The sequence below is a fragment of the Spirosoma lituiforme genome, assembly GCF_054776635.1.
On the sequence record NZ_BAAHBO010000001.1, the window covers coordinates 135,266 to 149,393 of the forward strand.

At 50.0% G+C, this 14,128-nt stretch carries 15 protein-coding genes; 8 read left to right on the forward strand and 7 right to left on the reverse strand.

Annotation, left to right across the window (positions count from 1 at the left end; translation table 11 throughout):
* Window position 1 precedes the first annotated feature (1 nt).
* The gene (locus ACYU87_RS00585; protein WP_461132081.1) at window positions 2-424 is read right to left on the reverse strand and encodes a secondary thiamine-phosphate synthase enzyme YjbQ; all 423 of its coding nucleotides are present in this window, start codon (window positions 422-424) and stop codon (window positions 2-4) included.
* A 131-nt stretch (window positions 425-555) separates the two neighbouring features.
* Here ACYU87_RS00585 and ACYU87_RS00590 point away from each other — a divergent pair, with 131 nt between their 5' ends.
* Window positions 556-1,380 (forward strand): toxin-antitoxin system YwqK family antitoxin, encoded by an 825-nt coding sequence (locus tag ACYU87_RS00590; RefSeq protein WP_461132082.1) that lies wholly within the window; start codon window positions 556-558, stop codon window positions 1,378-1,380.
* 19 nt (window positions 1,381-1,399) lie between these two features.
* Here ACYU87_RS00590 and ACYU87_RS00595 read toward each other — a convergent pair whose 3' ends face one another.
* The 5 genes from ACYU87_RS00595 to ACYU87_RS00615 form a co-directional block, all read right to left on the reverse strand.
* Window positions 1,400-2,122, reverse strand: coding sequence for a pirin family protein (locus tag ACYU87_RS00595; RefSeq protein ID WP_461132083.1), 723 nt, complete (start codon window positions 2,120-2,122; stop codon window positions 1,400-1,402).
* 28 nt (window positions 2,123-2,150) lie between these two features.
* Window positions 2,151-2,678 (reverse strand): hypothetical protein, encoded by a 528-nt coding sequence (locus ACYU87_RS00600; protein ID WP_461132084.1) that lies wholly within the window; start codon window positions 2,676-2,678, stop codon window positions 2,151-2,153.
* Window positions 2,679-2,753: 75 nt separating this feature from the next.
* Window positions 2,754-3,506 carry a dioxygenase family protein gene (locus ACYU87_RS00605; protein WP_461132085.1) on the reverse strand — a complete coding sequence of 251 codons (753 nt, stop codon included), beginning with the start codon at window positions 3,504-3,506 and terminating at the stop codon, window positions 2,754-2,756.
* A gap of 166 nt (window positions 3,507-3,672) precedes the next feature.
* Window positions 3,673-4,395 carry a LytR/AlgR family response regulator transcription factor gene (locus ACYU87_RS00610; RefSeq protein WP_461132086.1) on the reverse strand — a complete coding sequence of 241 codons (723 nt, stop codon included), beginning with the start codon at window positions 4,393-4,395 and terminating at the stop codon, window positions 3,673-3,675.
* Entirely contained in the window at window positions 4,392-5,480 is a 1,089-nt protein-coding gene (locus ACYU87_RS00615; RefSeq protein ID WP_461132087.1) for a sensor histidine kinase, read from the reverse strand. The genes ACYU87_RS00610 and ACYU87_RS00615 overlap by 4 nt, the downstream gene beginning before the upstream one ends.
* A gap of 201 nt (window positions 5,481-5,681) precedes the next feature.
* Between ACYU87_RS00615 and lgt the strand changes: the two genes are divergently transcribed.
* The 5 genes from lgt to ACYU87_RS00640 all read left to right on the forward strand — a co-directional run bounded on the left by lgt (window position 5,682) and on the right by ACYU87_RS00640 (window position 11,298).
* Entirely contained in the window at window positions 5,682-6,662 is a 981-nt protein-coding gene (lgt, locus tag ACYU87_RS00620) for a prolipoprotein diacylglyceryl transferase (protein ID WP_461132088.1), read from the forward strand.
* An 83-nt stretch (window positions 6,663-6,745) separates the two neighbouring features.
* Window positions 6,746-7,993 (forward strand): carboxypeptidase-like regulatory domain-containing protein, encoded by a 1,248-nt coding sequence (locus ACYU87_RS00625; protein ID WP_461132089.1) that lies wholly within the window; start codon window positions 6,746-6,748, stop codon window positions 7,991-7,993.
* Window positions 7,994-8,210: 217 nt separating this feature from the next.
* Window positions 8,211-8,648 (forward strand): hypothetical protein, encoded by a 438-nt coding sequence (locus ACYU87_RS00630; protein ID WP_461132090.1) that lies wholly within the window; start codon window positions 8,211-8,213, stop codon window positions 8,646-8,648.
* Between the two features lie 110 nt (window positions 8,649-8,758).
* A complete protein-coding gene (locus ACYU87_RS00635; RefSeq protein ID WP_461132091.1) occupies window positions 8,759-10,156 on the forward strand; it encodes a TlpA family protein disulfide reductase in 1,398 nt (465 codons plus the stop codon).
* A 374-nt stretch (window positions 10,157-10,530) separates the two neighbouring features.
* A complete protein-coding gene (locus ACYU87_RS00640; RefSeq protein ID WP_461132092.1) occupies window positions 10,531-11,298 on the forward strand; it encodes a DUF4886 domain-containing protein in 768 nt (255 codons plus the stop codon).
* A gap of 36 nt (window positions 11,299-11,334) precedes the next feature.
* On the opposite strand, the gene ruvC is transcribed toward ACYU87_RS00640, so the two are convergent.
* Window positions 11,335-11,937 carry a crossover junction endodeoxyribonuclease RuvC gene (gene ruvC, locus ACYU87_RS00645; protein WP_461132093.1) on the reverse strand — a complete coding sequence of 201 codons (603 nt, stop codon included), beginning with the start codon at window positions 11,935-11,937 and terminating at the stop codon, window positions 11,335-11,337.
* Window positions 11,938-11,981: 44 nt separating this feature from the next.
* Here ruvC and ACYU87_RS00650 point away from each other — a divergent pair, with 44 nt between their 5' ends.
* Window positions 11,982-12,944: a lysylphosphatidylglycerol synthase transmembrane domain-containing protein gene (locus ACYU87_RS00650; protein WP_461132094.1), complete on the forward strand. Its 963-nt coding sequence runs from the start codon at window positions 11,982-11,984 to the stop codon at window positions 12,942-12,944.
* Window positions 12,941-14,062 carry a glycosyltransferase gene (locus tag ACYU87_RS00655; RefSeq protein WP_461132095.1) on the forward strand — a complete coding sequence of 374 codons (1,122 nt, stop codon included), beginning with the start codon at window positions 12,941-12,943 and terminating at the stop codon, window positions 14,060-14,062. The genes ACYU87_RS00650 and ACYU87_RS00655 overlap by 4 nt, the downstream gene beginning before the upstream one ends.
* Window positions 14,063-14,128 lie beyond the last annotated feature (66 nt).

Consider the following 14,128-nt stretch of genomic DNA (forward strand, 5'->3'; position numbering starts at 1 on the left):
CTCACTCTCCCCAGGCTGTAAGCACGAGCGTTCGGCGACCGCCGTGGTTGCGGTGCTCACCCAGGTAGATACCCTGCCAAGTGCCCAGGTTCAGACGTCCGTTGGTAATGGGAATTGTGACCGAGTTGCCCAGCAGAGCCGCTTTCAAATGGGCGGGCATGTCGTCCGATCCCTCGTAATCATGCTGGTAGTAGGCTTCATTCTCCCGCACGGTTTTGTTGAAGAAACGCTCGAAATCACCCCGGACGGTCGGGTCTGCATTCTCATTGATGGTGAGGCTGGCTGATGTATGCTGAATGAATACCTGGAGTAACCCTACGTTGAGTTGCCGTAGCTCCGTGAACTCCCGCTCAATCAGGCTCGTAATCAAATGAAAACCACGCGCATAGGCGGGGAGGTGAATGGTACGCTGGAAAAAGGGCATTGCCAATAAATCAAGTATGATTTAAAATTACATTAAGAAATAACTATATTCATATTCATTCAGTTGTGAAAATAGCGGGTCAAAGCCTCCCGAATTCGAGTGCATTAAGCGAATTTTAGACCAATACGGTTATGTATGCTCTTTACGTACTACTGCTCGGCATCCTGGTCAGTCAGTCTGTTATCGCACAAACTGATCTGGAACCCGCTAACCACATCGTGCGTCATTCGTTTGCTGACTACGACGAAGAGATTCTGTATTTTGGTAAACACAACCAGTACTATACGGTTCGAACGTATCTGAAAAACGGGTCTTTGTTTCGGCTCGATTCCTACACCGTCGGCCCTAAAATGCTCCCCAACGGGTTTCAGCTGGATAGCCTAAGCCGAATTGCCCGGTATGGCCCCACGAAAATTATGTACCCCAATGGCAAGGTGTACATAAGCTGCGAATACAAGGATAACATGCTGCACGGGCCATTTATGGTTATGTACGAAGACGGGTCCGTTAAACGCCGGGAGTACTATAAGGTAGGCACGCTGAGAAAGAGCGAATGTTACACGGCGGATGGTACAAAGCAACCCTGCACCCCATTTTATCAGGTGGCCCAGTTTCAGGGAAAGCCTACTGATTTGTCGGCGTACCTGAAGCAGAAATTAAGCCCGGTGCTGGATGGCGAACGCATCCGTCGAATTACGGCTACGCTGACAATCAACGAAATCGGTCAGGTAATTGGCGTGAAAGCTACCGTTAATGGAAACCCAGCTGAAAGTGTTCAGATGCCGGATGTGGTCAGTTATACGCAGCAGGTTATTCGGAACATGCCCGAATGGACGCCTGACAAACTAAACTGGAAACCCGCTTTGAATGACGGCGTAGCCACACCATCGACCTGTGTATTGTCGGTGTACCGGATCTATGGCTCGGTTCAGTACAACATTTTTTATCGGATGTAGGTGCTTCATCAGGGTAGGCCTACGGGATGTCAAGAAGCAGAAAAAGGGCATCGTTGGAAAGCGCTTCGAAGTCAATCGGCTGGTTGCCAGTTGTTGGCAAGGCCAGACCATCCCCTGTTTGTAAAAGCCGGTTCTGCACCTCGAACGCCCCCCTCAGCACGAACACGAAAATGCTCGTTGGCTGCTGATCATCGGTCGCTGTCGATTTGTATAGTCCATCCTGGCGACCATCGTATTTGCCAATAAATCCTTTGGTCGTCAGTTTGTTATCACTTTTAGTAGCCAGCGTGAAGAAGGGGAGAAGGGTGTTCTTGTTCGACAGGTCAAACTCAACTGACTGGCAGGCTGGCTTAGCGTGAGTGGATAAGTCGGCAATCCAGATTTGAATAAAATTAATTACTTCCGTAGTATACGGATTGTAGATCGTCAACTCCATACCCGGAGCGAGGGAAAAAATCTGCGCCTGCCCGGATGGAACGAAACCGTGCCCCACGCTACTGTCAAATTCGAGGCCACCTACCACCGGAATCACCACCACATTCATCTGTTGATCGACCTGTCGGTTCAGGCTATAGCCGGCCGCCAGCGTGTCATCGTTCAGGGCCGTTAATGAATTAACTGGTTTTCGGTACTCATCAAAATAATGGCCGAAATTAAGGGTGTGGAAACTTCTGGCGTAGGCCGTCTCCGTACAGCCCCGTTGATCGGACAGATATAGTTGGGCCTGGATCTGGGTGGTCATGGTGGTAAACTCGTTTTATCCCGAAGCCTTAGGGTTGAAAAGACGAAATGCTCAGGTACGGTTGCAGAGCAATCAGGTCGGTAGCCACGTGGCGGCCTTCCCGCAGCGTAGTCCGCTGATCGTCATAGGCAATGAGCAGGTGGTTGTCGATCGTGTCGATCCAGGTTAGCGGATCGCTGAAAAAGTAGATGGCAATCTTATGCGCATCCTTCTGCTGAACGTGCGACTGAATAATCTCGAATCTGAAGTTCGTAAACGGCAGACACAGCTTTCCGGACACATTCGCTATGTCCGGAATCGTTTTAGTCAACTGGCGGATGTAGCCGATGGCGGCCTGGCTGGTCATGTAATGCAGCCGGTCTGCGTTGGGTACGTGATCGATTAACTCCTGGAAGGTAGCGTAGGTACCGGCTTGGTTATAAAACTGGGCCTGCATGAAAAATTCCTGGTAGGTATCGTCGAAAACATACTTGTCCCATAGTTTCTGGGACGTCACGTCAATAATTTTCCGGTAACTCAGTTGAATTAATCCCTTTACCATCAGTCTTCTATACATTGGTTAACCACGTTGGCCGGACTTGTCCGGGCCAGGCCGCACCGGCGCACCGTTCTGACCTGGCCCAGTCGATCCCTAACCACTTACCACAATCGTATGCGTAAGTGTATAACCGGCTGACAGCCCGCCCGAGAGCGTGGCCAATTCCGTGGTGAAACCGTCAGAAAATACATTGTCCCGTTCATTGGTTGTATCCTGCGACCCCTTGGTGTACCCGTATGACTGCCCGGTGGTGTACACGAGGTTGGTTACGTCGTAGGGGAAAGCAATTTGGGTGACCAGCAGTGATTTGCCCGAAGCATTGTAAACGTGGACGTGAATGTGGGGCGCCCGGCCCGAATACCAGCCCGGAAAAATGGACGTGAACGACACCAGGCCATTGGCATCGGTCGTCTGGCGACCTCTTAGAAAATCCACGGACGTATAGTTGACGCTTTGCATACCACTGCCGCCGTACTCCGAATAATAGCCGTCTTTATCGCAGTGCCAGATGTCGACCAGCGCACCGGCCAGGGCCGCGCAGCTGCTGTTGCTGTTTTTAATCGTGATATTAATCGTCAGCGCGACCCCCGTCCGGTCCGAGCGAATATCTTTCATGACGAGGTTGGCTGGTACTTTCGTTGGGAAAGGCCCTTCCGTTTCGCTGGGTGTAACACTGCAATTGCTCGCCGAACTACCATTCGAGGAGCCCGTTGAGGTGCTGGTGCCGCCGGTGGTGGTCGAGACAGGGTCAACCGTGGAGGAAGAGCAGGACCCCGTCAAGGGAGCAATCGCAGCAATACCCAGTAAACTACCAAAACCCCGTTTTAAAAATTCTTTACGTTCCATTCGATTGGAAAACAGATTAAGTGGAAAATAATAGCCAGCAATAGCGTAACACCCGGATGTGTCAGCCCGTGCCTGTTGCTCTTATTATCGCACGTTGGGCCTGTTTCGTTGCACGGAGGGAGTAATTGTAGGTAAACAGGCAGATTTTGTCGGTGAACGCGAGCCGCTACAAACGAAGACGGCTCAGTACGTCGGCTTCGTAACTGGCACCAATTGGTATTTCCCGATTGCCCACGAACAGAGTCTTGTTCCGAACGGCCTCTATCCGGTTCAGGGGTACAATATAGGACCGATGCACCCGGATGAAGTCCAACGCCGGGAGCCGTTCCAGAATGGTTTTCAGGGTCATACGGGCTACCACAGGCCGGGACGTTCCCGTCGGCGTATCGGATCGGAGGTGGATTTTTAGGTAGTCATCCAGGCCTTCGATCAGCAGAATATCGGCCAGCATGATCTTGTGAAGGGTATAGTCGGCCCTAACGTACAGCGAAGCCTCGGCTGCTTTATCCGATTGCTGCTGCCATCGGTGAAAATCGGCGGCTTTGCCCGTGGCCTGGACAAAGCGCTCGAACGTAAACGGTTTCAGCAGATAATCGACGGCATTGAGCGTGAAGCCTTCGACGGCATATTCGGCATAGGCCGTTGTGAAAATAACCATGACGGGCTGCGCCGACCGGTCGGTGATTTCCCGATAAAAATCTACCCCCGACATGGAGGGCATGTTAATATCCAAAAACAGCAGGTCGGTCGGAAACTGGGTCAGGTGTTGCAGGGCCTCGTCGGTGCGGGTAAATGTCTTTTGCAGATCAATAAAATCGACCTGCTGACAGAAGTGCGTGAGTACCCGCAGGGCAGGCGGCTCATCGTCCAGGGCAATAGCTCGGATCATGAGAGAAGAAGGGATAAATCAACGGTGAAGCAGTCGGGCTGATCCTGGATAACAAGCTGGTGGCGATCCGGGTACTGGATGGCCAGCCGGGCTTTCGTGTTGGGCAGACCAATGCCGCTCGCTACCGCCGTTGGCTGAAAAACACGTACTTTTTTGTTAAAAACATGGCAGGATAACTGGTTATCCTGAATAGTAATGGTGATCTGAATGGTGGACGGCTCCTCGGGGCTAACCCCGTACTTAAAGGCATTTTCGATGAAGGAGATCAGGACCAGCGGCACAATCTGTTTGCCAGTAGCCGCTCCATGCACTGCAAAATCGATGTTGGCCGTATCGCCCAGTCGCAGCTTTTGCAGATCGATATATTGCTCAATGTAAGCCAGTTCGTTACGCAGCGAAACCTGTTCTTTCTGCGATTCCTGAATGACATAGCGCAAAAACGACGATAATTTAACCAGCGCGTCCGCCGTCGCGGGCGACTCGATGATGGCCAGGGAGTAGATACTGTTCAGGGTATTGAACAGGAAATGGGGATTGATCTGCGCTTTCAGGTAGGCGAGTTCGGCCACGGTTTTTTCCTGTTCGGTTTCGCGCAGACGGCTATTCGTGCGCAACGCCAGCGCCATCAGGAAACCGGCCAATGTCAGGAAAAACGTTTGGCTGAGTTCAGACGGTAATCCCCGCTGCTCCGGACCCCGCCCCGGACCGTATTCGCCCGGCGGCCTCTGCCGCAGCCCCCGATCCCGAAAAGGAGGTGGCTGTTGGGTTCGCTCATCCGGGGGCGGAACACCGTTCTGCCGGTTGATGCCCACCAGAATACTTTCGATGAACAAAAAACAACCCAGCGCACTGATGCCGTAAAGAACGTATTTCCGTCGAAAGTAGAGGGTTGGAATCAGCCCGTAATAGTTCGTGTAGAAGAACCCAATGGTAAGCAGATAGGATACGACGTTCCGTTGCTCGTGCGGATTGTAGGGGAGTTCAGACAGCTTGTTCAGGCCATTTGATGCAAACAGATAGGGGAGAGCCAGAAAGGTCAGGCAACCCAGCAGGTGAATGGCCAGTTGCGAAAGCCGATTATTCATGGAGGAAATTTACTCCCGAATCAGCTAACCCGGTTCATCGGCCAGCGGAATTGTGGTCAGCGGGTAAAATGTGTCGGTCAATACCTACACTGTTGCGTAAATAAGCCATGATGACCACGTTGGATTTTGGCTGGCCACTACTATATTGTGGGGCAGACAAGCGCTAATCTTCCTGTAACCGTCACGACACCAGCCAACCCCATGCGTCAATACATTATCTGGACTGTTGATCCCGACATTTTTCATATTGGCTCCTGGCCAGTGAAGTGGTATGGTTTGCTGTTTGCGGCCGGGTTTCTGATTGGGGTGCAGGTGATGACCCACGTATTCAGAACGGAGAAGAAACCTTTATCTGATATCGACTCGCTGCTAATAACCCTGGTGTTCTCAACCATCCTGGGGGCCAGACTAGGGCACTTTTTGTTTTATGAGCCAGCCGTGTTTAGCCAAAATCCGTTGCGGATTATAACGCCCCCCTTCAACGGCTTGGCCAGTCACGGAGGCATTATAGGGATTACCATTGGCCTCTGGGTCTACTCACGTCGTCGGTCCAGCCAGGCGAGCGGACAAACGTTTTTGTGGCTTGCCGATCGCATATGCATTACCGCAGCACTGACTGGTGCGTTTATTCGTTTTGGTAATCTGATGAACTCCGAGATAGTTGGCAAGCCAACAGACATTCCCTGGGCTTTCATCTTTTTAAGGAATAATGAGTTTAGCCATGTACCCCGCCACCCGGCTCAACTGTACGAATCCCTGTCGTGTCTGCTTCTTTTCTTTATCCTGTTGTCCTACTGGAAGGTGTACCGGAAGCAATCGGCGCCGGGTACAATGCTGGGTATCTCGTTAGTCTGGGTATTCAGCTTACGGTTTGTGTGGGAATTTTTTAAGGAAAATCAGGTTGCCTTTGAAGACACGATGAACGTCAATATGGGGCAGCTATTGAGCATACCAGCCATTTTACTTGGTCTGATCTTATTGGTAAGAAACTTTATCAGACCTGCTTCTTTAGTTCCGGTAGCCCTGGTTATCCAGTCGGCGAGCCTTTGTGCTCAATGCGATAATCAGTCGATACCCGTTTCCCATGAAGCCGAGTCTGGCAAGTACGAAAAGTTGATTGCTGGTAAACGACAGGGCAAAACAAACTACACGCACGATCGTAAGTTGTTCTCGTCCTGCTGACGCAGCCGGGCTGGCCTACGTCAAGCTAGTGACACTTGAGTACGTATGGAATAAGGATTAGTCTGATAAACAGGTATTTCTAGATGAGCTACAGCACTAAAGCAGGCGCCTTTGCTGGCAGCATCTGGCTGGTTGTACAGCTTGCTTGTTCAGGCACTGGATATGGTCAACCGGACTACACGATTCGTGGTAAAGTCGTTGATGCGGCCACAGGCCAACCCTTACCTTTTGTGACCCTTTCGGTTGGAGAAGGCCAGTTCAGCAATGAAACAAATAGGGATGGATATTTTAAACTGACTGTACCGCAGCAACGTAAGCTGGACACCCTGAACCTTACGGCCGTTAACTACCCGCTAACGCAGGTGCCGTTACGGAAACTATCGTCAACGGATACCATCATCCGGCTTACCGCATTCCCAACGACTGCTTCCGTAACGGATACCTATTTCAGTCTGGAAAAGTCATTTCAGGCCAGAGACACGCTGCTGAAGACTGTAGCGGCTATCGTGAAGAATTACACCAGAAAACCAACCCTGTTGCACGGATTTTATCGGGAGACGATCTACAAGCGGAATCCTGGTATATGCGTCTCTTACGCCGAAGGACTAATTGATATCTATAAACCAGCTTACGCCTTTACGAAAAAGATTGATCAGGTACGGTTTATCAAAGGGCGACGTAAGCCACAGACTACGTTCAACATACCGGTGCTGACGCCAGGGCTCTGGGCCAGCTATATGCTAGATATTGTTAAGTACCAGGAGTTTCTATTTCGTAATGGTAAACTCAATAAAGATTACATTTTTGAATCAACTGGCCAGACCGTGATTGGTGGTCAGGCAGTTTACATCATCAATTTTAAGCCTCGCAGTCGCTATGTGGCCAGTGGTTATTTCATGGGCGAGTTATTCCTTGAAAAAAATAGTTTAGCCATTGTGCGGGCTGAGTACGACCTATCGGAACAAGGCTTGGCCTTATTGAATAAGAGTCCCAATTCTCAGATATACTCCACTCGTTTGGGGAAGCGTAGTTATGTGGTCAATTACACCAAGTTCGGGGATTACTGGTCCTTCCAGAGCGGCAGTATTGAGAATAGCTTTTCACACATTCCATCGGCATCGACTTACCAGGCCCGAATTGATGTTGTTGTGACTCGTCGCCAGGAAGAAAAGGGTGACGTGAAACCCTTTGACGTTAGTCAGCAAGCTGATTACAGCAAGCTGCGCATGGCCTCTTTTGACAAAGACAGCGCCCTCTTCTGGGGTGAGGAGAACTATTTACTGCCGACGTTGCCGCTACCAAAACTAATTGCCGAACCTACCACTCCGTAAAGGATCATTGGCGCATTCTATAAAAAAATTTTGTAAAGGTGCTCTAATGGAAATCGTATACATGACTTTTTGAGTCGTTGACAAGGGCATATTAATTCAACTTCACGAATTAGCTATTTGCATTTGTTTTAGCTTGTTCGTTTGGTGATTTTCTACATGATTTTTTAGTTAGTATGCAACCAGTCTATTTCTAATGGCATCTTCTCGAAAAAACGCCATGAAAAACCATCTGAACCTATCCCGTTTATTTGTTATCTCAGTTATTAGCTTCTTATCATTAATCGGATTGTCAGACGCAAATGGCCAAAGTGGATTGAATGGAGGTAAGCCAATTATTACATTCAATACGACAGGTCCTATAGTCATTAAAACACAAACTCCGCCCTCGTTTCCCGGTGGGGAGGACAAGCTCAATGCTTTTGTGCTTAATCAGATTGAAGAGGCAGAAAATCCTGTAAAATTAGGCCGAAAAGTCTGGTTAACAGCTAGTCTGGATGGAACTGGTAAAATCATCGAATTAGTACCTACCTATGATGCTGACCCTACGCTAAGGAAAGAAATAGCGCGAGTCGGCTCAGTCATGCCTCGCTGGAATCCAGGAACAATTAATGGTCAGGGCGTCGAAACAAACTATCAATTTTTGCTTCGACGCTGAATCGTATTATTGACATGGTTAAAAGGCTAATATCTAACTTGAATAACGTTGTAATGCACTGCATGGGTAGGCAATTCGGTTACTGATAAACGATCTAATGGACCAACAGCATGACTAGTACCCGGCTCATTCTAGGAAGTATGTTGTTGGCACAATTCGGTTGGGCTCAATCAACGATCAGTGCCCGTTTGACAGGTCAGTTTAAAGAGCCAGTGTATCTGGAATACATTGACCGGTTCGACAACGAGCAACTAACGATCTTAGCCAATACCCGTCAGCAAGCGCAGTGGCCTGCCGAACAACCCATTTTTGTGCGCGACGCTGACCACCGGAGTCAAGCCATGTACGTGCTTGCCCCCGGTACATCCTACACGCTGACACGAGGGAGTACATATTATTTAACGGCTCAATCAACCTCTGGTACAGGTGATGCCGTTGCCAACTGTCATCAACAGTACCTGTCTGCTCAGAAATCACTTGAACAAGACGGGTGGAGTTTTGAACGGGAATACCTGATAGGAGCCGCTTACGGTAAACTCACATTTGCACAACGAGCACTTACGTTACGGAAGCGCTATCAAAGCCGCTTGACCTTTATAGACCATTACGCTCAGCAGCACCACCTGCCCATTGATCAGCTGAGTCCCTGGAGAGACTACTTTTTTTATCAGTATCTGCGGGGCTTAATGGCCCATAATCCTGAACAAATCCCAGCTGATTCAATCAAGCAGTACGTTCGTTTTTTTCGGGACGATTCCAAATTATACATTCTCGAGTACCGTTTTGCGGCTGTAAGCCTGTTGCGCACTATGGCGTATCGGCCTTCGGCTGAGCTTGATTTGGAGCGTATGTACCAAACAGCGAATCGTTCGTTTTCGGCGGGTACCCGTGACTATTTATTATTTTATGTCATGAAGAACGCGAGCCAGGCCAAAGAGGACAAACTTCCTAACCCCCATTATAATGTAGTCCTGGCTCGTCAGCTGCTGCCCGCTTTTCAGGCAGACTGTAAACAGCCGTCTTACGTCAATTACGTGACGAAAACGATGAATTATTTCCTGACTACGAGTCGAATGCCCACCGGGAATGAAGTAAAACTACTGGACAGGACAGGCGTAACCACCACCTGGTCTCAATTGCTGGCTACGCATCGCGGCCGAATTCTCTACATGGATTTTTGGGCGAGCTGGTGTGCTCCCTGCCGGGCTGAGTTGCCGGCTTCTCATCAGTTACGAAGCTTGCTGGCGAAGGACAACATTCGCTTCCTCTATATTTCAATGGATGAGGATCCCCAGGCCTGGTCAAACGCGGTGAGGCAAGTTGGTCTGGAGAAAGAGTTCAGTTATCTACTGGTTCATTCGTTTCAATCCGCGTTAGCCAGGCAATATCAATTGAAGGCCATCCCGCGCTATTTAGTATTTGATCAGCAGGGCAAGCTATTATCGGCGAAGGCCAAACGACCCAGCGACAAGTCTCTTCGAACCGACCTGCAGCGTTTAGCCCGGTAAGCGATCAAAAAAGATGTCGTTTTGTTAGATAGTATAACTAATTATACAAACACCAAAATGTAATGATTCTATCGGAAGTTGTTACTCTCCACGGTGTTGACGAGATCCGTCGGCGTGTAATTGAATTTAATTCGCCGGCTGTGTCTACAGAAAGCTCTACGTCTTAGGTCTTACTATTCTTTTACTTTGATTCAGCTGGAAATCTGAAAGGAGCCGATATGATTTTCAAAAAGTACTCTCCAAAACTCCTTGTCTATCTCCTAATGTATACTAGTAGCCTACTCACCAATTACAAGACACGTTCTTTGAGTTTCAGCAGACATCTTGGCTTTTCGATTTTACTGTTTTGGGTTAGCAATACGTATGGCCAGGAAATGGTGAAGAAAAACGTGCTATTTATTGGTAATAGCTTGACGTATTACTCAGGCATGCCTGAATATTTAAAGGCAATGCTACGGTCCACTAATCAACCAATAGAAGTTGACGTAAGTGCTTACCCAGGAATGTCCCTGGAGTCTCACCTGGATCAGATTATCGAATCACGAACCGAGAATAGCATAAACACTCGCAAGAAGAAAAACGGGGAACAGACGGAAACTGAAAAGATAATTCTAAGCAAGAAATGGGATATTGTTATTCTGCAAGAACAACCGGTTCGTGTGTTGATTTCTGAATTCAGAAAGCGTTCAACAGAAATGAGTATCGAGCGATTGAAGAAGTTAATTGGCAATCCAACTTGCAGGCTTATTTTATTTAAAACTTGGGCTTCCACAGAAGCATTTCCCATTCAGTTCTGTTATCCAGCCTTTATGCTTGCTCAACCGGTTAGCAAAGAGAAGTACTGCTCAAAAAAGTTTAACAGCGTAGGCGAAATATTCTCCTCTCTCAGCGTTGATTATGACTCGGTTGCGAGTGCAACTATGATTGGTAAAGTCAGTATAGGGGATGTATATGACGAAGCCCGCCGTAGGTATCCAACCATTGAATTATATGATAAGGATGGTCATCCCACAAAATTTGGGGCTTATCTAAACGCTTACATTTTTTACAAACTACTTCTCGATGGGAAGGCTGCCTTAACGAACTACTACGGTGATTTGGGCAAAGAAGATGCCGTTACCTTACAGCGATTAGCCAACTGAGCGGGCCATCACGGGCTTCCTGAAGGCAAAAACAAGTTACAGAACCCGATTGGCATTTTCGCTGACAAAAGCACCCCAGGCCCCTTTTTTAGTCTTTTTGTTTGACACCGTGGGTAAAGCGTTCTCGTGGAAATGGTGGCAGATGGCAATCGCCAGCGCATCCGTCGAATCAAAGAACTGAGGATCCAGACTCTCTTTCAGCAGGTGACCGACCATCTGTGATACCTGGTCTTTGGAGGCATTGCCGTTGCCTGTAACGGATTGCTTGATCCGGCGGGGTGCGTACTCAACAATGGGAATATTGCGCGATAGTCCGGCCGCCATCACCACGCCCTGCGCCCGGCCCAACTTCAGCATCGACTGAACGTTCTTGCCGAAAAAAGGGTCTTCAATCGCCATCTCGTCGGGGTGAAATTCGTCGATCAGCCGAAGCATGGTTTCGTGAAGCTTCTGGAGCTTCAGCTGGTAGGTCGTATATTTGCTCAACTGAACCACACCATGCTGTATCATGGTCATGACGCCCCCTTTCACCGAAATGATACCGTAGCCGGCAACCTGCGTACCAGGATCTACGCCTAGTATGACTTTCTCGGCTAGTCGGCTATCCGGGGTGGTAGATGAAGTGGGACTAATGATCATAATTGGTGTTGGGTCTATTGCAAAGTAACGTGTTCTCTTCTGTTTTGTCGCTTAAACCGGATAAAAAAATCACTTTTTGGGTTAAAATCGTCGTCTTTGCCGTTCTGCTAACGTACATCGTACACGTTATTCAACAGCAGCCGTTCGATTGGTCCACCGTGCAGACACAACTGCGGGCTGTCAGCCATCCGGAGCAATGGGGTGTCTCGTTGCTTTTGCTTACGCCGGTGAACTGGGGCCTGGAGGCCCTGAAATGGCAGATCCTGCTTCGGCGGGTCGAGTCCGTTCGCTTCTGGGAGGCCTGTAAGGGCGTGCTGGCCGGTGTTTCGCTGGGCTTTGCCATGCCTGCCCAACTGGGCGACACCACAGGTCGGGTGCTCTCCCTGAGAACCAACCGGGCGGGGGGCATCGGAGCGTCGCTGGTATCGGGCGGCATGCAGTTCTACGTGTCCATTGTCTTCGGAGCAGTAGCCTGGGCGTACCACCTGATGCTGGTGCCAGAACGCAGCCATACGGCCGGCAGGTGGCTCCTGGTGTTGCTGGTCAGTTTGTCGCTGGGGGGAATTGGGTTCGGCCTGGCGCGAAAGCAGCTTGTCCGTTATGCATCGGGCCGCCCCGCCCTCCAGCGATTCGCGGACTACTGGGCGGTAGCCGGGCTCTATTCCGATCGGGAAATCGGGCTGGCGCTTGGCGTGGCTGCCCTGCGCTATCTGGTGTTCTCACTACAGTTTTATCTGGCCATGCGGGTAGTTGGCCTGATCCTGCCGCCCACTGTGGCGGCATCGGGGATCGGGCTGGTCTTTCTGGCCAAAACGATCACGCCCGCCTTCAATCTGCTGAGTGACCTGGGCGTTCGGGAGGCCGCTTCCCTCTGGGTATTTTCGCCCTTTGCCGTTAGCGTTCCTGTCTTGCTGACGGTTACGCTGACCCTCTGGGTGGCTAACGTACTGATCCCCGTACTCGTTGGCCTGATCTGGGTCTGGAAACTAAAACTCACCGCTCAATGATACTTTTTCTGATCCTGGTTAGCGGTCTGTACGCGCTTTTTACCGCTGTTCTGGGGGTTACCTGGGGCCGGATGACGCCTTTTCGGCCGGTTGGCAACGCGCTGGCGGGTCCGGCCATTACGGTCATTATTCCCGTTCGAAACGAGGCCGGTAACATCGAAACGCTGCTGAACGATCTTGCCCGGCAATCCTATACTCGTTTTGAGGTGATCGTGGCCGATGATTCTTCCACAGATGATACACTGTCCATTCTGCAGCACTATGCCCGGTCGGCTCCTTATCCGCTGCGGCCGTTACCATTAGCGAACGAGCGTACGGCATCACCCAAAAAACGGGCCATTACCCAAAGCATAGCCCTCGCAACGGGTGAACTGATCGTGACAACCGACGGCGACTGTCGCGTTGGACCCGAGTGGCTGGCAACTCTGGCTTCTTTTTACGACCAAACCGGAGCCCGGCTGATTTCGGGACCAGTTACGTTCACGGCTGAACAAACGGTTTTCGATGCGTTACAAACCGTCGAGTTTGCCAGCCTTATCGGCAGCGGAGCCTGCACCATGGCCCTTGGGGTACCTACTATGTGCAACGGAGCCAACCTTTGCTACGAAAAGCGGGTCTTCACGGATGTTAACGGATTCGCTGGAGTCGATCATCTGGCTTCGGGCGATGATGAGTTGCTGATGCACAAGATCGCGGCCAGGTATCCGGCCGGGGTGCATTTTCTGAAAAGTCCGTTAGCCATTGTCCAGACGAGTGCGCACCAGTCCTGGCGCGGTTTTTACAACCAGCGCAAACGATGGGCGAGTAAATGGCGGGCCTACGAGAGCTATCTGCCGTCACTACTGGCGGTGTTTGTTTTTCTGAGCAATGCCGCTCCGGTCGTGGCTGTTGTTGGCTGGTTACTCGGATTTTTAAACGGAAATGCCACACTGGTCGTTATTGGGTTGAAGGTTCTGCCGGAGTTTTTGTTTTTACGGCAGATTCTTGTTTTTTTACAAAAAAAATCGTCAGTATGGGCCATCCCGCTGACCCAGTTAGTATACCCACTCTATGTGCTTTTTTTTGGGTTAGCCGCTCAGGGAAAAGGATACAGTTGGAAAGGACGAAACCTTCACTGAAGTGTGCTGTAAGCGATGGTTTACTGAAGAAGCGAATCCGCGGTTCAATTAACTCATTGTATACAG